The 24,904-nt window shown below is 46.5% G+C and carries 20 protein-coding genes; 9 read left to right on the forward strand and 11 right to left on the reverse strand.

The features are described from left to right. Positions 1-450 precede the first annotated feature (450 nt). A complete protein-coding gene (locus tag QUB77_RS25910; protein ID WP_333178813.1) occupies positions 451-1,074 on the reverse strand; it encodes a GNAT family N-acetyltransferase in 624 nt (207 codons plus the stop codon). Positions 1,075-2,726: 1,652 nt separating this feature from the next. On the opposite strand from QUB77_RS25910, the gene QUB77_RS25915 reads away from it, so the two are divergent. Next, positions 2,727-6,251: a response regulator gene (locus tag QUB77_RS25915; protein ID WP_333178809.1), complete on the forward strand. Its 3,525-nt coding sequence runs from the start codon at positions 2,727-2,729 to the stop codon at positions 6,249-6,251. Between the two features lie 565 nt (positions 6,252-6,816). Beyond that, complete coding sequence (locus QUB77_RS25920; protein ID WP_333323589.1) at positions 6,817-7,263, forward strand: hypothetical protein; 447 nt, start codon at positions 6,817-6,819, stop codon at positions 7,261-7,263. A 315-nt stretch (positions 7,264-7,578) separates the two neighbouring features. Here the strand turns inward: QUB77_RS25920 and pheS are convergent, their stop codons facing one another. Continuing rightward, on the reverse strand, positions 7,579-8,583 hold the full coding sequence (pheS, locus tag QUB77_RS25925) for a phenylalanine--tRNA ligase subunit alpha (protein ID WP_333076865.1): 1,005 nt from the start codon (positions 8,581-8,583) through the stop codon (positions 7,579-7,581). Positions 8,584-8,806: 223 nt separating this feature from the next. Between pheS and surE the strand changes: the two genes are divergently transcribed. Together surE and QUB77_RS25935 are read left to right on the forward strand one after the other, a co-directional pair. Beyond that, the gene (surE, locus tag QUB77_RS25930) at positions 8,807-9,613 is read left to right on the forward strand and encodes a 5'/3'-nucleotidase SurE (protein ID WP_333178802.1); all 807 of its coding nucleotides are present in this window, start codon (positions 8,807-8,809) and stop codon (positions 9,611-9,613) included. Positions 9,614-9,740: 127 nt separating this feature from the next. Continuing rightward, positions 9,741-10,139 carry a hypothetical protein gene (locus QUB77_RS25935; protein WP_333178799.1) on the forward strand — a complete coding sequence of 133 codons (399 nt, stop codon included), beginning with the start codon at positions 9,741-9,743 and terminating at the stop codon, positions 10,137-10,139. A gap of 244 nt (positions 10,140-10,383) precedes the next feature. On the opposite strand, the gene QUB77_RS25940 is transcribed toward QUB77_RS25935, so the two are convergent. Both QUB77_RS25940 and QUB77_RS25945 read right to left on the reverse strand, forming a co-directional pair. Next, the gene (locus tag QUB77_RS25940) at positions 10,384-11,616 is read right to left on the reverse strand and encodes an LL-diaminopimelate aminotransferase (protein ID WP_333178796.1); all 1,233 of its coding nucleotides are present in this window, start codon (positions 11,614-11,616) and stop codon (positions 10,384-10,386) included. A 224-nt stretch (positions 11,617-11,840) separates the two neighbouring features. Beyond that, positions 11,841-12,167 (reverse strand): thioredoxin family protein, encoded by a 327-nt coding sequence (locus tag QUB77_RS25945; protein WP_015177073.1) that lies wholly within the window; start codon positions 12,165-12,167, stop codon positions 11,841-11,843. A gap of 144 nt (positions 12,168-12,311) precedes the next feature. On the opposite strand from QUB77_RS25945, the gene QUB77_RS25950 reads away from it, so the two are divergent. After that, entirely contained in the window at positions 12,312-13,064 is a 753-nt protein-coding gene (locus QUB77_RS25950; RefSeq protein ID WP_333178793.1) for a biotin/lipoate A/B protein ligase family protein, read from the forward strand. Between the two features lie 265 nt (positions 13,065-13,329). On the opposite strand, the gene QUB77_RS25955 is transcribed toward QUB77_RS25950, so the two are convergent. From QUB77_RS25955 to psaK, 4 genes are all read right to left on the reverse strand, one after another. After that, positions 13,330-14,109: a DUF928 domain-containing protein gene (locus QUB77_RS25955; RefSeq protein ID WP_333178790.1), complete on the reverse strand. Its 780-nt coding sequence runs from the start codon at positions 14,107-14,109 to the stop codon at positions 13,330-13,332. Positions 14,110-14,126: 17 nt separating this feature from the next. Then, on the reverse strand, positions 14,127-16,169 hold the full coding sequence (locus QUB77_RS25960) for an adenylate/guanylate cyclase domain-containing protein (protein WP_333178787.1): 2,043 nt from the start codon (positions 16,167-16,169) through the stop codon (positions 14,127-14,129). Between the two features lie 4 nt (positions 16,170-16,173). Next, positions 16,174-17,370 carry a site-2 protease family protein gene (locus QUB77_RS25965; protein ID WP_333178785.1) on the reverse strand — a complete coding sequence of 399 codons (1,197 nt, stop codon included), beginning with the start codon at positions 17,368-17,370 and terminating at the stop codon, positions 16,174-16,176. An 80-nt stretch (positions 17,371-17,450) separates the two neighbouring features. Beyond that, positions 17,451-17,735 (reverse strand): photosystem I reaction center subunit PsaK, encoded by a 285-nt coding sequence (gene psaK / locus QUB77_RS25970; RefSeq protein ID WP_333178782.1) that lies wholly within the window; start codon positions 17,733-17,735, stop codon positions 17,451-17,453. Between the two features lie 133 nt (positions 17,736-17,868). On the opposite strand from psaK, the gene QUB77_RS25975 reads away from it, so the two are divergent. After that, positions 17,869-18,519, forward strand: a complete 651-nt coding sequence (locus QUB77_RS25975) for a phosphoribosylanthranilate isomerase (RefSeq protein WP_333178779.1) — start codon at positions 17,869-17,871, stop codon at positions 18,517-18,519. A gap of 131 nt (positions 18,520-18,650) precedes the next feature. Here the strand turns inward: QUB77_RS25975 and QUB77_RS25980 are convergent, their stop codons facing one another. Then, on the reverse strand, positions 18,651-18,965 hold the full coding sequence (locus QUB77_RS25980; RefSeq protein WP_333178776.1) for an acylphosphatase: 315 nt from the start codon (positions 18,963-18,965) through the stop codon (positions 18,651-18,653). Between the two features lie 56 nt (positions 18,966-19,021). Between QUB77_RS25980 and QUB77_RS25985 the strand changes: the two genes are divergently transcribed. Both QUB77_RS25985 and QUB77_RS25990 read left to right on the forward strand, forming a co-directional pair. Further along, entirely contained in the window at positions 19,022-19,573 is a 552-nt protein-coding gene (locus QUB77_RS25985; protein ID WP_333178774.1) for a CPBP family glutamic-type intramembrane protease, read from the forward strand. A gap of 45 nt (positions 19,574-19,618) precedes the next feature. Further along, positions 19,619-20,953 carry a HEAT repeat domain-containing protein gene (locus QUB77_RS25990; protein WP_333178771.1) on the forward strand — a complete coding sequence of 445 codons (1,335 nt, stop codon included), beginning with the start codon at positions 19,619-19,621 and terminating at the stop codon, positions 20,951-20,953. A 506-nt stretch (positions 20,954-21,459) separates the two neighbouring features. Here QUB77_RS25990 and QUB77_RS25995 read toward each other — a convergent pair. Both QUB77_RS25995 and QUB77_RS26000 read right to left on the reverse strand, forming a co-directional pair. Beyond that, positions 21,460-23,361 carry a BamA/TamA family outer membrane protein gene (locus QUB77_RS25995; RefSeq protein WP_333178769.1) on the reverse strand — a complete coding sequence of 634 codons (1,902 nt, stop codon included), beginning with the start codon at positions 23,359-23,361 and terminating at the stop codon, positions 21,460-21,462. 168 nt (positions 23,362-23,529) lie between these two features. Next, the gene (locus QUB77_RS26000; RefSeq protein WP_006634481.1) at positions 23,530-23,730 is read right to left on the reverse strand and encodes a hypothetical protein; all 201 of its coding nucleotides are present in this window, start codon (positions 23,728-23,730) and stop codon (positions 23,530-23,532) included. 158 nt (positions 23,731-23,888) lie between these two features. Between QUB77_RS26000 and QUB77_RS26005 the strand changes: the two genes are divergently transcribed. Further along, positions 23,889-24,719: an alpha/beta hydrolase gene (locus tag QUB77_RS26005; RefSeq protein WP_333178767.1), complete on the forward strand. Its 831-nt coding sequence runs from the start codon at positions 23,889-23,891 to the stop codon at positions 24,717-24,719. Positions 24,720-24,904: the final 185 nt, after the last annotated feature.

The raw sequence follows: 24,904 nt of genomic DNA on the forward strand, positions 1-24,904 counted from the left end.
GGCACATCTCTTGATGAAGTTATTCGTGCTTATTGTGCATAAAGAGTGTCTCATACTTATTTGAAATGACTATAACTTTGTATGGGGTTTTTGAGGTGTTCCCAGGTACACAAGGGTTGGTAGCTCAAGTTTTTACTACCAAATAATTTTAGGATGTTGTGCGATCGGGCTTAAGAGCAAACTAAAACTCATCACTCATTCCCCATTCCCATTCCCTTGATTCACAATTCGGAAGTCATTAGATTTTAGATTTTAGATTTTAGATTTTGGATTGACCCCACGGATAAATTCGGGGGATTGAGGATTTTAGATTTTAGATTTTGGATTGATTCCACGGATAAATCCGGGGCTTGTACCATCAAGAAATTCTTGGTTAAAGATACACGGATAGCTATTTTTTCCTTTTTCCTGCTTCCTCCCAATTCCCCACGATCAATTCCAATACTTAGTTTAAGATAGCGAAATCTGCTTGCGTAAAAACAGGCGGCGCGGCTGACCGAACAGCCAACCAGTCCAATTCCAATCCACCTGTTGCAAGCGATAGCCGGCTTGATAGTACAACTGTCGCGCCGCGTGATTATTTTCCAGAACGTGGAGGTAAATCTCAGAAAATCCCCATTCTCTGGCTGTTTCCTCGCAGTTGCTGAGCAATTGTTGAGCAACCCCCTGCCGCCGATACTCCGGGTGAACGGCTAAATTCGACAAATAAGGATAGTCAGAACTCGGTATTTGCCAAGGAAAGCGAGAACGCAGAGCCATTTCTACTGTTCCTGCCATGCGCTGAGCTCGGTGCGATTTATAATTCGGCGTTCCCTCCTCGCGCGAGACTAGCTCAGCAACCAGACAAATGTAATGTTCTGCCTTAGAACGCAGTCGATTTTTTAAATCTTCGTAAATGCCCAAACGCAACACTGGATACACCCATTCTACAAACCCCTCGCGGGAGTGAAAGCTCATGGCTAAAATATCAGCTAGCTGCGTTAAGTCGTTGGGCGCAGCGACCCGGATCGAAAAACCAGAAAGTCCGGGAGTTTGTTGTTGGTGAGATGGTGAGGAAAAAAATGAAGGATTCACAATGCCAGGCCACTATATTAATTTTTTTACGCTGGTTTCTAAGCTACCATCTTAGAAACTTCACTGAGGTTATACTGATCTTATAACGTAACTTATAGGCATAGTTTAGTAGCCAGATTAAATTACATTTTTTTGTGCTTGAATAGAACTATTATTTGAGGTAAAGGGAAAATTTTTAGCATTTAATGATCGAGCTATGAAAAAATAAAACTCATCCCCTAATACTAGATTTGTGGATCAGCTATTTGGCCTTTAAATTGAAGCTCGATCCCTGGCTTTCGGCCGGCATCACAAGAGTTTAAGCAAACAGTAGCTTACAAATTAAATGCGCGACAGCTTAGCGGGCAAGGTATTAAAAACAATCACAAAGGTTTTAATGTCAGGTTCCCGGAATCTTACCGCTCTCTGCTTACGGAAATACCCGATCGAATATAATTTATCCGTCAAGCGGTAGTTGAAAAACTCAACGACCGATCAGACTAACACCGGGCGGGCTGGCGCGTCGGATGTTCCCTGCCGCCCCCCCGACCTGGCACGCCAGCTTTCACCAGTTCTGGGCAATCCATCGCCCGTCCCCTCGCGAACCGGCCTTACCTGTTGAGCTAGGGGGTACTTTTGCAACCTGCGCGCTAGCGAGACCTTCAAAACCTCGATCGAGCGAGCTGATTGACTCCGCCCAAGAACCGATACAAGCCACCGACACTCGTCGGGGACAGATCAAAATTTTAGACCCTAGTTCAAGCTCCCCGATTCATCTGTGGAGTAAATCTAAAATCTAAAATCTAAAATCGACTGATCGGTTTCCACAGAGTACATCCCTAGCTAAGATTAACAGATGGATGCTGGAGCTTGCGGTGTTTCGCCGCAGTAATTGGCTTGGGCGTTGGTCTGCAGGAGGCACAAAACATGCCGAGATCAGGGAAAAAAGTGCAAGTCTAACTAAAATGGTACAGCAATTGCGTCACTCCCACAGACACCTCTGTGGTCTGTGGGCCACCCCCGAATATCAGTCAGGGGGTGGGCGCCCGATTGTGGGCGATATCCTTGGCTGACTGTTAAAGTTGCTGTTACTTGTGGGAAAAAACACAGGCGAAGATGTTGGTTGTCTATTGTATCTTGTTGCGGGCAGCTTTCACATACCAAATAAAATAGTCCCAGGAGCCAGGAGCAAACATAAATTTGGCAAATCAACTCACAATCAGGACGGTATTCCTATGTATTCTGAAATATCCAGACGGCAGTTAAAATGGTCAAATTTGTGTTTGCTCTCCTGCGGCATAAAGGTAAGGGGTGAAAGAAAATTATCGGGAGACGGGTTTATATGAATATCATTAAATAATAAAATTGGGGTGCACGACAGATAACTGTGGCTCAGAAGAATTCCGAATTGAAAACCCAGACATCAAAAATTAAGGTTGATGGTTGCCTCGCACACTCACAACAACTTCATGTCCAGGAATTATTGTGATACCATTTTCCCAAAATAATGGCACTCTAGGCAAAATCCCAACCCTTATGTCATCAGTCATTCGCAATCGAAAATCGAAAATCGAAAATCGAAAATGGTATGACTTCAGCAATTTAAATCTGCGAATTCTTCCTTTAATCAGACTTATTAAATCGAACAGCCCCGGGGCACAGGAGAACGGTGCATGAATTCCCAAGAAAATCCTAAGCTAAAAATTCTGATCGTCGATGACGAACCGGATAACCTCGACTTGCTTTACCGCACCTTTCATCGAGACTACAAAGTGCTCAGAGCCGAATCTGGCCCCGCTGCTCTCGAAATTTTGGCAAAAGAGGGAGAAGTTGCGGTGATTATCTCCGACCAGCGAATGCCAAAAATGAGCGGTACGGAGTTTCTCAGCCTGACGGCAGCTCAGTACCCCGACGTTATCCGAATTATTTTAACTGGCTATACGGATGTTGAAGATTTAGTTGAAGCTATTAATGCTGGCAAAGTATTCAAATACGTTACCAAGCCTTGGGATGCTCAAGAGCTGATAAATCTTGTCAGTCAAGCTGTTGAGACTCACAATCTTCTGAAAACGCGCACCAATGAACTGCGCCGTGCTTTGAGTCAAGAATCGCTGCTTTATGCCGTTACCAATACTATCCGATCGGCTCCCAATTACCAGCAAATGCTGCAAAGAATTGTGGAAACTGTCGGGCAGATGTTTGAGGTGAGTTGCTGTCTGCTGCGGCCGTTCCAAGACGGCCGGGTGGCCGATGAGTGGTTCGTTTACCAAAAGGCAGAAACTAAAGGGTTGGGGGGCGATGAGGAAGTCACGCCCGGAGATGCTTGTGCCGCAGAACTCTCCCCAGATTTGCTGCCGGATTTGGTTTGGGAAACTCTGGATGTGGAGGTGATTCAAGATGCCCAAACTGACTCACGAGTTTTAAACTGGGATAATCAGCAACGACAGCAGGCTTACGAAGCTGCAAATATTCGATCGAGCTTGATTGTACCGCTGTTTTACAAAATCGAACTGATGGCAGTTTTGGCGCTGCACCAGTTTGAGCGACCGCGCCAGTGGCAAGACCACGAGGTACAGTTGGTAATTACGGTGGCAGACCAAGCGGCTTTGGCGCTTTCTCAAGCCCGGGCTTACGAACGGGTGCGGGCGCTGGCAAAGCGCGAGGCCTTAGTCAATACTATTACTACGGCAATTCGATCGAGTCTCGATCCCCAAAATATTTTTGCAGCCATTACTCAACAACTCGGCCAAGCTTTGCAAGTTGACGGCTGCGCCCTATCTCTGTGGACAGAAGATGATGAATACGTCCAATGCGTGGGGCTATACGACACAAATAGGGATACCGTGGCTGTAGAACAGGGTTTTATTGCCAATCCAGAGGTAGTTGTGAACTCTCTGGGCTACGAGACGGCTTCTGGCGATGCTGCTGAGAACACTCGCGCCTGGGTTTTTGCCCATCCTTCTTTGCCACAGTCTTTGGTGCCGATTCGGGGCAATCCGGTGTTATTGCAAGTTATGGTATCAAAAGAGCCGGTGGCGATCGAAGATCTCGACGAACACCCCGAGTTAAATGTTACAGAACTGCAAGTTCGATCGCCAGCCCGCGCCCTGTTAGTCGTTCCCTTACTCTCAGAAGGCAAAATCATCGGCAGCATTTCCCTGCGCCAAAATCACACCATCCGCCGGTGGAACATCTCAGACATTGACCTGGCTCAAATAGTTGCAACTCAAGCTGCTCTGGCCGTGCAGCAGTCGCGCCTCTACCAGACTACCAGACAGCAGGCAGAACGGCTTCTGGAAGCCGATCGGCTCAAAACCGAATTTTTCCAAAATATCTCCCACGAGTTCCGCACCCCTCTCACTCTAACTATCGGCCCTCTCGAATCAGCTTGCAGGCTCCAAGAAGACTTGCCCTACGAACAAGCCGTAATCGCTTTGCGTAATTCCCGCCGCCTCCTGCGCTTGGTAAATCAACTGCTGGACTTGCAGCGACTTGATGCCGGACGAATGCAGCCGAGTTTTCGCCCCTGCGATTTAGTCGGTTTCTGTTACTCTACCGCAGAGTCGTTCCGCGCCTACTGCGAGAAAAAAGGACTGCACTTAATTACCCAACTGCAAGAATGTCCTTTACTTTATTTGGACCTAGAAAGATTTGACAAAGTTATTTACAATCTGCTGTCAAATGCTGTTAAATTCACTCCAGAAGGCGGAACTATCACCCTGAAAGTTGAATCGGCCGGCGCTCACTGCTTGTTGCAAGTAAAAGATACTGGTATCGGCATTCGCACCGAACAAATTCCCTATTTATTCGAGCGCTTTCGCCAAGCCGAAGGTTCAGCTAGCCGTTCCTACGAAGGCAGCGGCTTAGGTTTGGCACTTGTCAAAGAATTAGTCGAACTCCACGGCGGTCAAATTTCAGTTGAGTCAGTTTACGGCGAAGGTACTACTTTTACCGTTTGGCTGCACTTTGGTTCGACTCACTTGCCTCCGGAACAGGTACTAGAAATACCAGCAGAGTTTCACTCATCCAAAGCTGCAGTGGAACTGGCAGATGTGGAGGCAGATTTGTCGGAAAATGAGGCAGAAAATAATAACTTTGAGGCACTCCAACCGATCAGATCAGAAACTGCAGTGGGAACGGTTTTGGTGGTTGACGACAATCCTGATTTGCGCTTTTATGTGTCGGCAATTCTGCGAGATGCCGGCTTTGCAGTTTGGCTCGCCCGCAACGGAGAAGAAGGATTTGCCGTGGCTAAAAAACGTCGCCCTAATTTAATTATAACGGATTTGATGATGCCTTTGATTTCGGGCTTGGATTTAATTCGCATGATTCGAGAGGATGAGGAATTGCAGGGAACTCCGGCTATTTTGCTGACTGCTAAAGCCGACGAAGATACTCGAATTGAAGGAGTAGAACGGGGTGCTGATGCTTATTTGTCCAAGCCTTTTAACGATCGAGAATTGTTGGCGGAAGTGCGGAATTTGATCGCTCTCAAACAAAACGAGCGCCGAGTGCAGCAGTTGAACAGTTATTTAACTGAGTCGGTGCTGCGCCGATTTTTACCGCCGGCGATGGTGAAGGCCGCAGCGGCTGGAGATTTGGCTTTGGATTTGCGCCCGGAACCGCGATTGATTACTATTTTGTTTAGCGATATTGTCGGTTTTACTCAAATGGCAAATACGCTGCGCTCGCGCCGGGTAGCTGAGCTGTTGAATGAATATTTGGCGGCAATGACTAAGGCTATTTTTGACAGTGGCGGTACGGTTGACAAGTTTGTTGGAGATGCGGTAATGGCTTTCTTTGGCGCGCCGGAGGAACTCACGCCTAACGAGCAAGTACGCCGCGCTGTGGCTGCTGCTGGCCAAATGCTGCAAGCTCTGAAGGAGCTTAACAAGGGCTGGTTGGAGCAGGGAATTGTTGGGGAAAATGGGGTGCCTCCGGTGCGGTTTCGCTGCGGAATTCACCAAGGTACTGCGGTGGTGGGGATGTTTGGCGGCCCCGATCGATCGGATTATACTGCGATCGGGCCGAGCGTAAATATTGCCGCCCGCTTGCAAGAAGTGACGGAACCAAACACGGTGCTAATTTCGGCGGCGGTGGCGGATTATGTTGAGGAAAATCGCATTGTTAAATATAAGCCTTTGAAACTAAAGGGAATTGATGAAACGGTATTGACTTTTCTCCTAAATTGTGATTAGTCATTATAAGTATTATATGTTGATATCCCACGCACAATTTCGGGAACAACATATTCCTAAATAAGTAGATGAGCGGCAAAATATGTATGTAGTTCAAAGCGATGGTCACTCCGTGAAACGCTCTTTAGAAGCGATATTTTATGAAAACAATCGCCCGATTGATGATAGCTTGACTGTCGCACCTACTTACTGGCCGTAAACAATGTGTTAAATTTAACTTGAATTACGCTAGTTAATTTTTAGTTGCAGAGAGATAATTTTTTCCGCCTATCTACTTAAGCGCGCGGATCTGCGCTCCCGCTGTGGAGTCAATTGTTTAATCTTTAATCTTTAATCGACTCACCAAAGTTCAAGCTTCCAAATGGGGGCTGGGGAGTCAACTCTAAAATCTAAAATCTAAAATCTAAAATCTAAAATCTAAAAGTGACTGACATTCCTTGCTTGAATCTATCAAAAGAGGGAACTTTTTTAACCGCTTGTCGGTGGATAACCTCTATCTAGAGAACGGTTACGCCGATCGCTCCGATCGAGTAAAAATAGAATGTCATATCTTGCTTTGTATTCTATGAAACTGAATTATTTTACGAAACGGCTTTCGACTTTAGGGCGCTCGATCGCTGCAACTGTTCTTTGCGTCTGTGCGATGGCTTTCGTGTGGTCTGGTGGGTTCTTCTCTAACACCGCAGCAATGGCCTCTCCTGCTGTAAACTTGATCGCAGCAGCAGATGCGGGCGATGCGGTTCAAGAAAAAGCCAGCAAAGATGCTGGACGAGCCAAGAACTTCATCCGAGATACAGAAGAGAAGGTTAAGGAAACTGCCAAGACAAATGCTGCTAAAGTCGATCGAGCATCGGATGATGGTAGTGTAGTAGAGCGCAAAGCTAAGAAAGACGCAGCCACAATTGAGAAAAGAGCATCGGAAGATTCAGCTCGGACTCAGGAAGCAGTAGATAATACCAAGAATGCTGTAGAGCGCGCTGTTGACAGCATCAAGGATGTTTTTAACAATTAGAAAATAAATAAGTAGGTAAGTGCAAAGCCCTTGTCTACTTAAGTAAGCGGGCATGAATAAACTGATGTGAGGGGGCGGGTTTTGACCTGAAAAAAGTCTGATAGCAAGAGCTACTTGCACTCACCCGCCCACCACATCTTATGGTTTTGTCGCTCTTGTCTGCTTACTTGAAACTGAAAAATTGATGTATAGCCTTTCTCAGTAACATAAGGTAATCTCCAATCTAGGGCATAGGGCATACCTCACTTTATTGAGAACTGCTATAGCTTAAGCAAAATCTCTAGAGGGTGGGTAGAACCGACCCCAAACCATGCTTTAAAATTGCCGCAAAAAGCGCAAGTCGCTAGCATAAACCCGGCGAATATCGTCGATTTCATAAAGTACCATTGCGAACCGCTCGACTCCAAAACCGGCCGCAAACCCAGTATATTTTTCTGGGTCTAAACCGACTCCTTTAAGAACATTCGGATCGACCGTTCCGCAGCCCAAAACTTCCAACCATTTGCCGTTCCACTGCAAATCAACTTCAGCAGAAGGTTCGGTAAACGGAAAGTAACTCGTGCGGAAACGAATCGGCAAATCTTGCCCGAACATTTGCCGCAAAAACTCTTTAATTGTGCCTTTCAAGTCAGTAAATGTCAGACCTTCATCAATTGCTAAAAGTTCAATTTGGTGGAAAACTGCCGCGTGAGTAGCATCAACAGTATCGCGGCGGTAAACGCGGCCGGGAGAGACAATCCGAATCGGCGGTTTGTGCTGTTCCATGTAGCGAATTTGCACTGATGATGTCTGAGTCCGCAGCAAGTCGCCGCCTGGTAGGTAAAATGTATCTTGCATATCCCGCGCTGGGTGGTCGGGCGGTGTGTTGAGCGCCTCGAAGTTGTAATAATCTGTTTCCATTTCCGGGCCGTTGGCGACGGTGTAACCAAGGCCGACAAAGATATCGAGAGCGCGGTCTATGACGGCGTTTAAGGGGTGAACGCGGCCTTGGGGGCGAAAAATCCCCGGCATGGTGACATCGATGGTTTCTGAGGCTAATTTGGCTTGAATTTGGGCGGTTTGGAGGGCGGCGCGCTTGTCTTCTAAATCGGCTTGCAGGGCTTCTTTGACTGTATTGGCGATCGCACCTACTTTGGGTCGCTGGTCTGGCGACAGTTTGCCCATCATGCCTAAAATTTGAGAGAGTTGGCCTTTTTTGCCGAGGTAGCCGACGCGCAACTGTTCGAGTTGTTCGAGGGTATTGGCAGTGGCGATCGCACTTTTGGACTCTTGACCGAGAATTTCTAGTTGAGTTTCAATGTCGCTTAGCTGGACAGTCATTTTGATTTTAGATTTTAGATTTTAGATTTTAGATTGATGGCAGTTTTGGGCCAAGTTGAGTTTAGCGCAATTTTGGCTCTACAGTCTTGTTGATTTTAGATTTTAGATTTTAGATTTTAGATTTTCGGCAGTTACGGATAATTTGTAATAGGTAATTCGATGTTAGAGCGATCGCGCTAGTTAAATCTAGTTTAGTATTGTTATAAGGCCTATAAAAATTTCAATGAAACTTTTAATTAGCAACGACGACGGCATCTTTGCACAAGGCATCCGCAGCCTCGCCAACGCTCTCGCCGACGCTGGCCACGACGTGAGCGTAGTTTGTCCCGACAGAGAGCGTTCTGCTACCGGCCACGGCCTTACCCTGCACCAACCCATCCGCGCTGAAATTGTCGAATCTATTTTTGAGCCTGCAGTCCAAGCTTGGGCCTGTTCGGGTACTCCCGCCGACTGCGTGAAACTCGCTTTGTGGGCTTTACTTGACAAACCGCCGGATTTTGTTCTTTCCGGTATCAACCACGGGCCCAATTTAGGCACGGATATCATCTGTTCGGGTACGGTTTCGGCAGCAATGGAAGGAATTATGGAAGGAATTCCCAGCATTGCTTTCAGCCTCGCCAGCTTTACTTCGCAGGAATTTGGACCGGCGGTGGATTTCGCTGTCACCTTGCTGGCACAGTTGGAAAAACAGCCAATGGCGAAACCGATGCTGTTGAATGTCAACATACCAGCAGTCACACAAGCAGAAATTACCGGAGTTGCGATCGCCCGTCAAGGCATTCGCCGCTATTTCGACATATTTCAAAAGCGCACTGATCCGCGCGGCAAAACTTATTATTGGCTGGCTGGGGAATTGTTAGAAGATGTAGAAGAAATCGCCGATTCGGCGGTGCCGCATGATATTCCTACAGACGTACAAGCTATTCGCGACAACAGAATAACTGTAACTCCCTTGCAATATAATCTCACCTGTGCTCCAGACTTGCACTCGTTGCGGGATTGGCAATTTGAAGGTTTTCCCAAGCAGTGAGCTCCGATCGACCCGATCGGAGCGGTAAACTAGGAATTAAGGAAAAGTGCCTCTAAAGGTCTATACCTTAAGCGTTAACACAGGCTCCCAATTACTTGTTAGTTTTTTTTAATCAAGAAAAACACTTATGAACGCTCCCACCTATAACACTCATTCTGTCACTTGCCCGATCTGCAACCGTTCTAGCGTCGTAGGCCCCGTCGGGATGGTCAGTGGACTATTCACTTGTCCCCACTGCCATTCTCATATGGTAATTAGCTGGAGCGGTCATTTTGTGCGCGATCCTTTTAGTCTCAAACAACTGACGGTGGGAAAGATGCTCAGGCGCGAGAGCAGACCGTTAGCTCGCCTTCAGCGGGATTTTGGGCTGGGTAAGCCTTTTCCGCTGATTGCAATTTTGGGCAGTGTGGTCTTTTTCGGGTGTGCGCTAGCAGCTACGGAACAATCGCTACCCCGAGAGAATTCACTTCAAGGATTTTTAGAGTGGGTGAGCGGAACTGGTAATTCCCAAGATGTCTCACGTTAACATTTGTTAACTGAAATTTTGACAGATACTGCGTGCAAATATCTATTCCTTTAGGTAGAAATCACACTATTTTAGCAATTGCATCCATCTTGAGCTACGGGTAAGCACTTAGACGCCGTGCCCTTCATCCTATGTCCAAAAATGTCAAAACCCCCAGTGCGGCAGGGGTTTTAACCCCTGCCTCAAAGATCGAGTCTGGTGGGCTTAAGTCTCACGAGGGTTTTTGATGTTAAGTTGACACCTATCACATCGCTCTATTGAGAAACTCAGCAATTTTTCTAACTGCTGTTTCCAAAATTGCTGGCGACTCGACTAAGGCAAATCGCACGTAGCCTTCTCCTGATTTCCCGAAACCGGCACCGGGGGAAGCTGCGACTCCTGTACTCTGTACTAGCTGAGTGCAAAATTTCACGGAATCTTGGGCCCAAGGTTCCGGCAGTTTTGCCCAGACGTACATGGTGGCGGGGGGTACGGGCACTTGCCAGCCGATGCCCTGTAGCGCGTTTACAAAGGCATCCCGCCGTTTTCTGAAGGTTTCTACGCTGGTTCTGACGGTATCTTGAGGGCCTGTTAATGCGGAGATCGCTCCGTTCAAAATCCCTCGGTATTGGTTGAAGTCCACTGCCGCTTTTACCTGTCGCAGCGCTGCAATTAATTCGGAATTGCCGATCGCATATCCGACCCGAAAACCTCCCATACTGTAGGATTTGGATAGTGTAAAAAACTCGATCGCCACACTCTTATCTCGATCCGCCTGAAAAATTGACGGCGCCATCAATTTTCGATATTCTTCCTCATTACCAGAGGGCGGGCACGGGGGCACCGCCCCTACAGAATCGTCAAACACCAAATCCACATAAGGGAAATCGTGAACTAAAACAAGTTGATGTTCTCGACAAAAAGCCACAGCTTTCTCAAAAAAAGCAACCGGGGCGATCGCAGTTGTAGGATTGTGAGGATAGCTCAAAACCATCATCTTTGACTCAGCCAGCACTGCTGTCGGAATATCTTCAAATATCGGCAAAAACGCATTTTCTGCTAATATCGGCATCGGATAAATTTGACCGCCGGCCAAATGCACGCCGCCTGCGTGGGAAGGATATCCCGGATCGAGCAACAAGGCAAAATCTCCAGGGTTTAGTACAGCTAAAGGCATATGCGCCGTGCCTTCTTGGGAACCAATTAACGGCAGCACTTCTGTTTCTGGATTGACTGCAATTCCAAATTTTTGCTCGTACCAAATAGCTGCTGCTTCCCGAAAATCTCTTGTCCCGTTAAATAGCAAATAGCCGTGGGTGCTGGTGTCGGACAGAGAATGTGCGATCGCATCTGTAATGTGAGCAGCCGCTGGCAAATCCGAAGAACCCAGAGACAAGTCAATCACATTTTGCCCCGCTGCTCTAGCTTGAGCTTTTGCCCGATCCATATCGGCAAATACATTAAATTGAAGTGGATCTAAACGTTTAGCAAATTGCATATTTTTTCTAACTTTTTGGGCATATTAATATTTTTTACATGGCTGATTTAGTTTTTTTTCATTTTTATGTGCTGCTTTGTAAAGGTTTTTTTTATAACCGCAGAGAGCGCAGAGGGCGCAGAGTCAGAGAGGAATATTGAGGATAAAAGAGAGAGGTTAAAAAATATTTTCGATTGCTATAGTTGTGAGTTGGGAGTTGGAAACTCCCGAATCATTTCCAAACTTTATAAGTGAGCGTCGAGCAAACCGACCAAAGTTTGTTTAGTAATAGCTCCCTCGTGAGAAAGCACTACTTCGGCATTTTTAAACAGCCTGAGAGCTGGGACTCCTTCTACTTTATACTGTTTGACAGTATTAGGATTGGGGTCAATTTCCATTTTAACCACTTTCAGCCGATCGCTGTAGTTGGCCGCCACCCAGTCTACCGAAGGCGCGATCAGTTTGCAAGGCCCGCACCAACTCGCCCAAAAATAGGCAAGCACTGGTTGCTCAGCTTTCAGGACTTCTGTTTCAAATTTTTCGTCGTTAATGACAATTACACTGTTGCTCATGGTTCTGCGATTATTTTTTCTATTTATTTCTAAAGCACCGACGGGCGTGAAACTTGCATCAACTGAGAAGACAGGCCCAAAAAACTGTTACTAATTTTAAAACATTCTGTGAATTATTGAGTGCAAACTCAGGACAGGGGACTGATGGCTAATTCTGTATGGCGTTTAATTCCACTGTTGTCGGTGTCTGGTAGCGTGCAGATGGCGATCGACCAATGGCTGCTGGAACAGCATCTAGCGGGCAAACATCCGCCAACTCTGCGATTTTACACTTGGCAACCGGCGGCGATTTCCTTGGGCTACCACCAGCGCAGGTGGCCGGAGTTTTGGCAACATTTGTCTTGGCGGGGAATGCCTGTGGAGTTGGTGAGGAGGCCCAGCGGCGGGCGCGCCGTACTTCACCAAGGGGATTTAACTTATGCTGTTGTGGCGTCGGGATTTGGAAGCAGCCGTATGAAAGCTTATCAGACTATTTGCGAGTTTTTGATTGAGGGTTGGAGGGCGATGGGTTTGGATTTGCAATACGGGGAAGCTGGAAGGGGTTATATTCACAATCCGAATTGTTTTGGTACTGCGACGGGTGCGGATTTAGTTACACTTGATGGCTGCAAGTTAATTGGTAGCGCGCAATTGCGACGGGGTGATGCTATTTTGCAGCACGGTTCGATGCGTTTGCAGCCAGATTTTCGTTTGTTTTCTCAAGTTTTTGGGGAGGAATTAATTCCTGTAAAATTACCTATATCTGAAAGGGGAGATGATTTGATTGCAACTGTAATTGATGGTTTGAGTGCGGCGGCTTGTCGCTGTTTTGGGATTGATTTGGAGGTGCAGCCACTTTCGGATGGGGAATGGCAGGATATTGGGGAATTAACAAGTAATAAGCTGTTTGACATTTAATCTGCATATTGGGCGACGGGCTTTCCTGCCACCTTTTCGGAACAGCAAAGATGGCCGTTCCACATATTTATGGGAGAATTATTGTGGGATATACCGCCTTTTCGTAACAGCCAAGAGGGCGATTTTACAAGAAAAATTATTTCTTGTGGAACGGCCATCTTGGCTGTTACTGAGAGCAGTTAAAAATTTGTACACTTATTTTTATTAAAACTCTTGTGGGTCGTTGCTCCGACGCCAAAAAAGTTAAATTTAAATGCAGTACAGCTTAGGGTTGTGGCTGAGTTGGAACGATCGGCTCTTTGGCAATTTCGCCCAATTTCACAGAATCCAGCAAGCTTTCCCAGTCAGCAGCTAATTCTGTATCGTTAAGATTGGCTTGGCGAGCGGCAGCTAGGGTGCTGAGGGCATCTTGCCAAATCCCATTTTCAGCATAAATGACAGTTTTCTGGCGCGGATCAGCCTGATCTAATTGACGGAGGATATCTGCACTGAGTTCAACACGCCGTACAACACCGCTTTCGAGCAGATCGCCCGATCTGTCATTAGGGTCGCAAACCACTGAGACTTTCCAAGTGTAACTTTTGCCTACTTCCAAGGGTGGCACATTTTGGTTAGCCGGGATACTAACGCCGATCACCCCTGATAAATTGCTAATTTTGACATCCTGTTTATAAATTTGGTTGCCGCTTTGATCTAGTAGGACAAACTCGGCTAATTCCCCCTCTGTTTGAGGCAAGTAGAAAAAGAATACAGGATATTCCGAAACAGTCCGTCCGATTCTATTTTCAGGGGCTAAGGCTGTTAGATTTAGCTTACCCTTGACGCATTGACCTGCTTTGCGCGTCGTTCTGGGTACATCGCCCGGTGACAGATTATCTTCACGGGGCTGAATGAAGCGCGGGCCTCCCGGTACAGTGGGTGGCTTGCCATCTACTTCTGGAGTCGGCTGTCCCACAACTGCTAATTGGGAACCATTAAGTGTTGCTATCAATACTATTGAGCCAACTGAGGTCAGAGTGATGAGAAACTTAGTAATTTTTTTCATATTGACTCCATGAATTTTTAGGGATAAATTCTCTCTTTCTCTTTCTTTTTTCTTCCCAAAATCCGGTAGACATTAACTTTTTGTTCCCTGCCTTTTAAAGGCAAAGGCCCCCAAGATTCTACCTCAAATTTGTCTGCCAGATGCAGAAAGGTTTCTTCTGCAATCAATATCCGGCAAGTGTCCTCTTGCCGCTCCTTTTCGCAGCTTTCTAGTCGAGAAGCAATATTTACACTGTCGCCGATCACTCCATATTCTAAACGGGTTGTGCCTCCCAGACTACCCACCATAACAGGCCCTGTAAAGATGCCTACTCGCATTTTTACGCTCGGTAAACCGCGCGCGAGCCAATTTTGATTCATTTCTAGCAAGCGGGAACTGATGGCTAGAGCACAAGAGACGGCGAGGCGAGCATCTTCTGCAATTTCTTCTGGAGTGGTGCGGGGAATGGGTACGCCAAATACTGCCAGCATTCCATCTCCGGTAAATTTGTTAATCACGCCTTGATGTGCTTGGACTTCTTGGGCCATTGCTGATAAATACTCATTTAACCAACTCATTACCACTTCTGGTGGTAGTTTTTCGGAGATTGTACTAAAACCCTGCAAGTCGGTGAGGATGATGGTAGCAGTAACTTTTTGCCCTGGCAATAACCCTGATTCGAGCAGATGGACGCGCTCTTTCCACAGGGCATTTGCGATCGCAGGTGATGTTTGTTGTCCTAATAATTTCATCACAATTCCTTGCTGTTGCCTAGACTGCTCGTACTTATAGGTAACTGCAACTGCTGCGGTGATTAAAAGTGCCAGGGTAGGGGCCATTACAGGTATCCACCCCTGTTGCATGAAGAGGAGAAAGGTGAATCCGAATAATGAACCGCAAGCTACGATCGCGATCGCGATCAAATTCAGCGATTTTTCTAGCCGCCAAGCTAAACAGCCGCCCACTGCACTCCAAACAGCGATCCAAAGAACTTCTTGCCATTCGTCCCAATACCAAAATAGCCCTTTGCCGTCTAACACTGCACTGAGAATTTGGCTGGTTGCCGCTGCATGAATTAATACCCCAGGCGTCGGGATATTACCGTTTTTAGTAGCGCTGTAAGGAGTAGAAAAAATATCTTTTACAGTTGGGGCTGTAACACCGATTAAGACTATTTTACCCTTCACCAATTTCGGCTCTACTTTTCGCTGCAAAACTTGAGTGAGTGTCACGCTATTTGCTATTTTTTCCGCCGAGCGGTAATTGAGTATAACTTGATAGCCTTGGGCATTAATGTTTTGATAACCTCCTGAGTCCTCTCGCAATTTTGAAAATACTATTTTATTTGCCTGAATTTCTTGTTTGTCTGTCAATTTAGAATCTATTTTTTTGCTATCTAAATAGGCAAAAGCTAGCCGCATTGAAAATGAAGTCATTGTCGTTTTACCATTCTTTGCAAACATCAAATTGCGGCGCACTATACCATCTGGATCGAAGACTAAATCGTTAAATCCTACCCGCTTCTCTGGTATGTTAGGATTGGGTGGCACTTGCTGGTACTTTGATTGGCCAAGGAAGGTAATCGGAAATACTTTTGGGTTTTTCAATTGAGTTGCTAATTCTGCATTCCCGGGCTCGTAAGGAATGTCGCGAATTATATCGATGCCAATAGCTGTGGGTTCAAGACGTGCTATTTCTGCGATCGCTTTTGCTAAAGTGCGATCGGAAATTGGCCATTTTTCAATAGTATTAATATCCTGCTCTGTGACTTCAACTATCAGCAACCTGGGGTCAGGACCCCGATCTGGTCGCAACTGCACCATGAGGTCGTAAGCATTTAATTCTAGTGGCTGTAAACCGCCTAAATGCCGCACTCCCAATAGAGTTCCGGTCAGGACAATCCAGATAATAGCAAGAGGTTGCAAGTCAGCGAAGGGGAAGGAATAAGTTAAGTTTTTCCAACTCCACCCTCTCTCCTTCCACTGACGATGAAATTGATGAAAGAATTTGGGCATATTAATAATTGTTGGTTTCAACAATCTAACATTGGTGCGCTCGTAAATGCCCCTTACTGATGCCAAAATTTTAATTTTCTTGTGCGGTTTTGGCGATCGCACTTAAGTGCAATCCCTGCGGATAGCTGTTTTCTTCTTTGCTGCGCTTGATATCGGCCATTGAAATCTGGGGTTTGAGGTATTTTGCCAAAACTTTAACCACGTCGCCCCGATCGATCGTCCCCGCTACTGAACCAATCGGCGAGAGGACGATGATTCGGGGGAGTTGACGGGCTTCCATGCTGTTAATTACTTCTGCGATGGATGCTTTTTCCGAGACTGTGGGGGTTTTTCCCAGGGGTTTCAAAATGTTGTGCAAAGTCTGAACTTGCCATTGACTGCGTTCTGTGAAGCGGATATCGTCGATCGACACTAAGCCCAAATCCCGGCCGTTGGTCGCAGCAATGTAAAATGGAAACGGATTGACTTCTAACAAATAGCGATCGGCAAATTCTCGCAGAGTCAAATCTGCATCTACAACTCGAAACTCGCGGCTCATCGCATCGCTGGCTTTAATTTTAACCAATGCTTCTTGCAGTGAAGTCAATCTACTATAAGCAGTGGCATTGCGAATGCCAAACCAGCCGATCAGCGCAATCCACAAGCCGCCGTACTCGCGGGCTAAAAAGCATAAACTCAGACCCAAAGCAACAGCCAGCCAACCTAAAACTTGTCCTGTTTTTGCCGCCCAGCGAACGCCGGCCAATCGAGAACCGGTGATTTTCCAAATTGCTGCTTTTAAAACTTGTCCTCCATCCAAAGGCAGACCGGGAATTAAGTTAAATAATCCCAAAACGAGATTGATTAGTGCTACCCTTTCGGTGACAATTGCTAGCAAACTTTTCGGGGGAAGAACTTGAGAACCCAAACCGAGGATTAAAAACAGCGCAAAGCTCACGAGAGGGCCGGCAATAGCTACTTGAAAAGCTTGACCGGGAGTTTTTGATTCCGAGTCGATCGAAGCTACTCCGCCAAATAAGAATAAGGTAATAGAATTAACTTTAATGCCTTGCGATATCGCCGCCAAGCTGTGTCCGAGTTCGTGCAAGAGCACGGAAGCAAACAGTAGCAGAGCTATTGCTAACCCCGCACTCCACGAGAGCGCAGGCCCCCACAGGCGGTAACTGCTGGCGTATTCGCGGGTTGCTAAGGCTAAAATTATAAACCACGAATAATCTATAACTAGGGGGATGCCAAATAAAGAGCCGATTCGCCAACCTGTCTGCATGAAGTTTCCTGGGAAAGGAGAGCAAGAAAGAGTTTCTATTATATCTTTTCTACCCCTTGCCTTTGCCTTTCCCTAGGTTTTTACAGAACTCCGGCGTTACCCAAGCCCAAGATTACTCCAGCTCCGAGCAAGTGACCGAAGCTGGCTGTTGCCAGCAATTCTGGTACGCCGAAGCCTTTGAACATTCCAGGGAGTGCAACGGGTAAAGCTGGGCCCTTGCCTCGGTTTTGCTTGGAGATGCCGTAGTAGCCGATCGTGATCGCCAGCAAATTACATAAAATCATTGTCAGTCCTACCAGTGGCGACCACTCCGGTGTTGAGGGAGCGGTAGATTGTATGGCTAACAGCAAAGATGAGTTGATCACGTTCTTATCTCCTGATTTTACAGATCAATTGATTTCCAAGATTATAAAAAGCGTTTTGCATTAAACTAAGATTTGTTTTAATAGTTAACAATTCGTTTATATTTTGATACAAATTCGGAAGGGAGGAGTCGGAGTGCGGGTTAAAATTTGCGGAATCACTAAATTAGACCAAGGAATTGCGATCGCCCGTTTGGGAGCCCAGGCTTTAGGGTTTATCTGTGTGCCGGCTTCCCCGCGCTATGTCAGCCCAGAAACAATTCGCCTCATTGTCGAGCAGTTGCCACAAAATGTCGATCGCATCGGCGTTTTTGCCAACACCACAATAGAAAATATCTGTCAAGTAGCGGCAGAGTCAAATTTAAGCGGGGTGCAGTTACACGGAGATGAAACAGCGGAATATTGCGATCGGCTGCGGCAGTTTTTGCCGGGAATTGAAATTATCAAAGCCCTGAGAGTTAAGACTCCTGAAACTCTAGCCACCGCTGCTGTTTATGCTGTTCGTGTCGATACTTTACTGCTGGATGCTTACCATCCACAGCAATTGGGCGGTACTGGTAAAACGATCGACTGGATGATGTTATCAGAGTTTAGACCGCAGTGTCCTTGGCTGCTGGCGGGCGGTTTAACACCCGATAATATTTTAAATGCAATTGATAGCGCGATCGGCAATAACTTCAGCGGTGTTGACCTTTCTAGCGGCGTAGAAATAGCGCCGGGAGATAAAGATTTGACCAAAGTTGCTCAGTTGTTTGCTCAATTAACTCAAGTCGCCGGTCGTTGCTAATTGGTAATACCACATATCCGCACTTTTTATCGGATTCATTCTTTAGTCTGCGTGGGCGAAGCCTGCCGTAGACTAGGCAGACTTCGTTTCTACAGTAGCGGTTTCAACCGCAGTTTATGCCGTTTATTGTTTTATCGGCGGCTCTCAAAAGTGCGTGAAGCGGAGCTATCCCGAAGGGAATCGCCCTCCGGGTCTTCGTATTCCAAAACCAACTCACTAACCGTAGCACCGGTGGGGCCGCGGCGGCACCAACTAATCATTCCTTCCACAGCTTTTTTGGGTCCTTCAAAGACAGCCTCGACGCGGCCATCAGGGAGATTTCTTACCCAGCCGCCCAGGCCGAAATACTTTGCTTGATTCATCGTTGAATATCGGTATCCTACTCCTTGAACTAATCCCGAAACAAAAACGTGGACTCTGACGGGTGGGGGTGATTGCTTTTGCATAAACTGGTTAACTTACGGCTAACATCTGTTTGAAAATTTTAAGGATCAGTTTGATTATGTTAAATTTTAGTGCCATCGCGCTGCCGGGATTCCTGATACGCCGCATCACCCTAGCTTTTTCAACTATTCCCGATTTCACTAATTGGCTGGTTGCAGCTATGATCGCGCTGGTTTACACTTCGATCGCTCTTTCCATTGGTTTTTGGTCAGGATTTCTAAAAGTAGACGTGCAAACCTCTCGACGTACAATTGTGGGAGTGCTCATTGGCTGTTTGTTAAGTCCGGGCATCACCGAGGAATTATTGTTCAGGGTGTTAATGCTGCCACACCCGTTCGAGAAGGCTTCTGGCTTAATGCTGTGGTTTTGGGGATGCGCGAGTTTGGCGACTTTTGTAGTTTACCACCCGCTGAACGCGCTGACTTTTTATCCGGTTGGTCGATCGACCTTTATGAATCCAGTATTTTTGCTACTGGCGGCAATTTTGGGAGTTGCGTGCTCCATCGCCTACCTGCAAAGCGGTTCTATCTGGCCTGCGGTGGCAGTTCACTGGCTGGCAGTGACAGGCTGGCTGTTGCTACTGGGCGGTTACAGGAGGCTCTATGGTTAAATGTAAAAAGTCCAGCATCACTATTTTGTCGGGAGGATCTCAGTTGTGGGTATCATAGGAGCGATCGTAGGTTTTTTGGCAGGGGTAGCAGTTGCTTACTGGTTAGTGGAAAAGCGCTTAAAGAAGCAAAAGCAAGAATACTTGCAGCAAACTCGCAGAATTAGTGAGGAAATAGAATTAGCTCAGATGTCTCGGGTGCAACAAGCTGTCGAATCTCAGCAAGGAGAACGGGAAAATCAGCTTAGAAAAGCTACTATCGAACACGAAAATTTACTCAGGCAAGTTACTACCCAATACGAAAACCAGCTCAAACAAGTTGCGGCTCAATACGAAAATCAGCTCCAACAAGTTCGGGCCGAACGCGACAGTCAGCTCCAACAAGTTTTGGCCGAACGCGAGAGTCAGATCCAATCACTTGCCAGCGTAGACGAGTACGAGTTGCGACGACAAATCAGCGAGGAATTAGAAGCCGCTAACAATGCTAGGATGCAGCAAAATATCCAATCTTTGCAAGCAGAACACGAACATCATTTACTCAGAGTTGCTGACGAATTGCATCTAAGTTATCAAGCTCAGATGGAGCAACATTTGCAAAACTTGCAAAATGAACACGAAATTCGCTTAAGGCAAATTGCCGAGGAATATGAGAACCGCGAGGTTGAGATGCAGTTAAATATGGAGGCTTTGCAAGAGCAATACGAGAGTCAGTTGCAAGCGGCTCACGAGCAGTTGAGAGAGCACGAAGCTCAGATGCAAGCTACTATCAGGTCTTTGCAAGAGCAGTACGAAAGTAATGTACCACAACAAGAAGTCCCGGAGCAGCAGTTCAGTGAGTTAAATTCAACAGAATTTGCCGAAGGTTTATCCCAAGAAGAAGTTTGGCAGGAACTGTCAAGTGAGTTAAATCAAACAGAAGTTGAAGAAGAGTTAAATTACACAGATTTTTCGGAACCACAACCAATTGATTTACATCAACCAGCAGTCGAACAACAGCTTCCAATTACCAGACAAGCACCAAGCTATTCCCTACCGCAGTTGATGGGATGTGTTCAAAGTCAGGACAAAGAAACCCGCAAGTTTGCAGCGTCTGCTTTAGGTAAAATGGCTGCTGCTAATGCTCTGAGAGCCGAAGGTCAGCGGGCAATAGAAACCTTGGGAAAATTAGCTCAAGATATTCAGCCGGAGGTGCGCCAAGCTGCTGTGGAAGCACTAGCAATGATTAAGTCTGAAAAAGTGATTCCGCTGCTACAAAAAGCTTTGCGAGATATAGATAGCGGTGTGGCTAAATCGGCAAGTGCTGCGCTCACTAAGTTTAAGTTTTATCCGCGCACTCCGCCGGCTAAGCCGAAAACTGTTGATGTGAAGAAACCAAAGCGTTAAGCATTTACGAGTCTAAATAAATATAGCAATTGTCAATTGCCTACAACACAGTAGGGATACAACATTGTTGTGTCCTTACCGAGGTGCTGTATTTCACTCAATTTCGATTACTACTACAAACTTTGGAGGGTGGGTTGAGTAAAGAAATCCAACTCAATTATTCGATCGACAACTCGCCCCATCAGACCCAGAAATCACCGACACTGCGCTGTTTAAAACCCTAGGCTGAAACCTTTTTTTAGCAAGTGGCAATTGAAATCGCTTCTTCTATCTACACGCATCCTGTAGGGGCAGGTTTTACCAGTCATCTATGTCAGAAACTAACAATATAATAAACCCGCCCCCACGAACACGACAAATCCGAATCTACATTTTTTGGATTCGATCGAATATCAGGTTAATCTGGGTTATCGGTTGTGTGGGGGCGGGTTTACAAGATTGTTTGCGGTTATCAAATATTGTTGGTAAAACCCGCCCCTACAGTTAACTCCTGACTAATGACTAATTTAAAAACGTTGCTTTGTACCGAGTATCAATTTGAGGTCGCCGGAGTCGCTAACACCCACATCTAAGCGAATTAATCCAAAGGACGATCGCACCCTCACACCCACCCCAACACCTGCCCCAGTACCCGGTTTGTCCCTGACTACCGCCGGTTTTCCGAGTACGCTATCTCCTGTGCCCAAATCCGACGCAAAATCAACAAATAGCACGCCACCGACATCCTGACCCACAGGAAACCGATATTCGCCGGAAGCTAAAAAATAACTCCGACCGCTGCCAATATCCCCGCTATCGTAACCCCGCACGGAATTGCGGCCGCCGAGGCGAAAAGCTTCTGTTGGTGGCAAATCCCCGATTACCGTACCCGCTTGCAAGTTAAAAGCCAGCATTTCGGGCAAGGCTTCAGACTCGCTGATGCCCAGCAAAGTTACTGGTACATAATGTATATAATTCGCTAACAGCCTGTTGCTCACAATGTTACCTCGTCCCAGAGGTATCGACTGCTCCGTGCTGAGGCCCAGAATCGAGCCGCTGGTGGGGTTGAAGGGATTGTTCCGCCGATCGAGCACCGCACCAAAAGAAACAGTGTATAATTCGTCAACGCCAGATCCGCTAAATGTGAGAGGATTGCCAAGTTCGTCGCGGCGGGCGATATTTAAGTTGCGATCGCGCGTACTGATGTTTGTATAATTCAGTCCCAAAGTGGATTGCCAATCGCCCAAAGGTCTGGTAAACCTGAGATTTCCCCCCACCCGAATTTCCCGAACTCGGTTCCCGTTGGGCAAATCAATATCTTTGTTGAAAATTTCCGATATTCTGCGATCGCCAAAAGCTCTCACACTGTATCCCAAACGGTCTTCGGCGGCAACGTAAGGGCTAACAAACTCGACATCGTACTGGATACCTCGGAGGCTGGGTTCAAGTTCCACCGCTAGTCGCTGGGGGTTGGTGCCGAAAGTTCGATCGGTATATGAAAGAGGAACAGCAACGCCAACATCATCACTAAGACTGGCACTCACGCTAAAAGAGCGAGCCGATCGCTCTTGAACGTTGTAGATTACATTAACATCCGTGCCAACTTCTTCGATCGAAACCGTCACTTTGTCAAACAATCCCAATTGCTGCAACTGCTGCAAGTCCGATCGTACAACTTCCCGGCTGTAGTTATCCCCCGCCTTGAGTTTGAGTTCGCCTCGGATAAAGTCTTCCGAAATTCTGCCCTCAACCGGATTCCCTTTTTTATCAACAGCTTCGCCTCTGGAATTGACAAAGCGAATTTTCACCTCTGCAACGTAAACGCCTTCAGCATTGCCCGCTTGAGTGATTTGTAGACTACCGCCTAGCTGTCGGGCGTTGCTATTTAATGCTTCGGGGATTTCGGCGTTGGCCGCGATCGTCGCCGGAGTTTTGAACAGAGATGTAAAATCTTTATTGTGGCTGGACTTGAGAGAGAGAGATTCCCTAGGGGATAGCTGCGCCGCGCGTACTTCTCCAGAAGCTGCAAGCTCATCCGATGCCGGCAAATCCCGCACAGTTGGGTTCACCTCATCCGACGATTGATGAGAACTTAAGACTGAAACCGATAATAAATGTCGCTTGTAGTCGAGTCTAGATCCCCCTAAATCCCCCTTAACAAGGGGGACTTTGAGACTATTTCTTCTCTCCCCCTTATTAAGGGGGGTTAGGGGGGATCTAGACTTCGCTACCAACAACAGAGATGGTGGGTTTGACGTTAAGTTGTCAGCAATGACCTCATCCTCCTCCCTCTGCGCCCTCTGCGCCTCTGCGGTTCCCTCTCTAAACTCCGCCTCAGTCGGTGCGGCACTCGGATCGATCGCCCGCGCTGCCAATTCGCCGCCAGCCAGCGCAGCCAAAGTCAAAAATGCAATAATTGGAATTCGCATACACATTAAATTTAAAGCACACCCAACGCATATTACCCAAAACCGGGCCCCCTGCATAATTAGCCGAAAAGAAACCCGGTATTTTTGAGGCTACCGGGTTTCTGGGATGCTGAAATTTTGGAAAGTTCGATCGCGGGCGATCGTAAATTGGGGAAACCGAAAATTTGTTTAAATAGCTTGGCGAGAAACTCGTTTCTCAAAATGAGCCTGAGTCTGCTGCAACAGTTGTTCGCGACTATCCTTAGCGGTGGTAATGGTAGGGAGCAAGTTGCGAGCTTGTAACGTCATGTGAAGCTGTAGGTGTGCTACGTACTCACTGACATCTTCGCGAAGAGAGCAAGCCGGGTACTGTTTTAAAGTAGAGTTCAAAGTGTTCTCCTGCTTTGAGTTTGTAGAATTTTCTAATAATCATAGAGAATATCATGGTCTATTTCTAAGTGTGTACTCCGTAATGAAGTTTAACGTTTGGACTGCTTTTTTGTTACAATTATTTACAAAAAATTCTTACCTATCAGGAGTCGATCCCCATGCAGTCTCAAGCACTTGTAGGACACAAGCACACATTAAGTACATTTGTCAATAGCACCCCCCAAACAGCCGCCTACCTAGACATCGGGTGCGGCAGACCCTTATTGATGCTGCACGGTTTCTTCGGAGAAAAGACTTGCTGGCTGCCATTAATTGAGTTATTGCAATCTCAGTTTCGGTGCATCAGTTTAGATATGTTAGGTTTTGGAGAATCCAGTAAACCAGAAATCCGCTATGACGTAGCTGTAGAAGTTGATTTTGTCCGGCAAGTTGTAGAACAACTAAATATCGAACCCTGCTGTATCATCGGACATTCTTTTGGCGGTTGGGTAGCATCTGCATATTCTCTCAAATATCCTAATTCTGTTAGCAGTTTAGTGTTAGCAGCACCAGCCGGAATTCGGGACGACAGTTTTTGCGGTCAATACGATGCTTTGCGGCCGCTGCTTTGGGAAACCCCAGCCGTTGATTGGGCCTTGCACTTGGCAAAACCTTTTGCGAGTTTAGCTGGAAAAAGTGAGAAATTGCAGCAAATTTCCGGGTGGCGCAGAGAGTTAATGTCTCAACCAGTAGCAAGGTCATTTTTAATGAGTCGGATGCGACCGGAAGACGCAGTTGATACAGTAGAAAAAGAAATTCACCAATTGCAAATTCCTACCTTAGTTATCGCAGCAGATAGCGACGAAACAATTCCTTTATGGCACTGTGAAACCTACGCTAATGAGATACCGGGGGCTGAGTTAGTAATTATTCCCAATGCTGCTCACGGATTGCCGCAAACTCAAGCTCAAATTATGGCGAAGTTGACTTGTAAATTTTTGAATAGTTAAGAAAAAATGTGCAATAAGCCGAATCATAAAAATTGTGATAAGCCACCCATTGAAAATAATTGTGTTTTAGTATACTACTTTATTAGGAAATACAGAATATATTGATTAGTGTATTGTACAATTTTTTCTTATGGCTCTAAAATCTTGTGTCAGCAGGAGCTACAGACATTTAGTTGAGTCGGGGA

It is taken from the genome of Microcoleus sp. AT9b-C3, assembly GCF_036705485.1.
Classification (GTDB): domain Bacteria; phylum Cyanobacteriota; class Cyanobacteriia; order Cyanobacteriales; family Microcoleaceae; genus Microcoleus.

Coding starts and splice junctions, on each gene's coding strand:
- QUB77_RS25915 (WP_333178809.1), top strand. CDS start 2,727: ATGAATTCCCAAGAAAATCCTAAGCTAAAAATTCTGATCGTCGATGAC.
- QUB77_RS25995 (WP_333178769.1), bottom strand. CDS start 23,361: ATGCGAATTCCAATTATTGCATTTTTGACTTTGGCTGCGCTGGCTGGC.
- QUB77_RS25945 (WP_015177073.1), bottom strand. CDS start 12,167: ATGAGCAACAGTGTAATTGTCATTAACGACGAAAAATTTGAAACAGAA.
- QUB77_RS25965 (WP_333178785.1), bottom strand. CDS start 17,370: ATGCAGACAGGTTGGCGAATCGGCTCTTTATTTGGCATCCCCCTAGTT.
- QUB77_RS25935 (WP_333178799.1), top strand. CDS start 9,741: ATGAACGCTCCCACCTATAACACTCATTCTGTCACTTGCCCGATCTGC.
- QUB77_RS26005 (WP_333178767.1), top strand. CDS start 23,889: ATGCAGTCTCAAGCACTTGTAGGACACAAGCACACATTAAGTACATTT.
- pheS (WP_333076865.1), bottom strand. CDS start 8,583: ATGACTGTCCAGCTAAGCGACATTGAAACTCAACTAGAAATTCTCGGT.
- QUB77_RS25950 (WP_333178793.1), top strand. CDS start 12,312: ATGGCTAATTCTGTATGGCGTTTAATTCCACTGTTGTCGGTGTCTGGT.
- QUB77_RS25955 (WP_333178790.1), bottom strand. CDS start 14,109: ATGAAAAAAATTACTAAGTTTCTCATCACTCTGACCTCAGTTGGCTCA.
- QUB77_RS25920 (WP_333323589.1), top strand. CDS start 6,817: ATGAAACTGAATTATTTTACGAAACGGCTTTCGACTTTAGGGCGCTCG.
- QUB77_RS25980 (WP_333178776.1), bottom strand. CDS start 18,965: ATGCAAAAGCAATCACCCCCACCCGTCAGAGTCCACGTTTTTGTTTCG.
- QUB77_RS25985 (WP_333178774.1), top strand. CDS start 19,022: ATGTTAAATTTTAGTGCCATCGCGCTGCCGGGATTCCTGATACGCCGC.
- surE (WP_333178802.1), top strand. CDS start 8,807: ATGAAACTTTTAATTAGCAACGACGACGGCATCTTTGCACAAGGCATC.
- QUB77_RS25940 (WP_333178796.1), bottom strand. CDS start 11,616: ATGCAATTTGCTAAACGTTTAGATCCACTTCAATTTAATGTATTTGCC.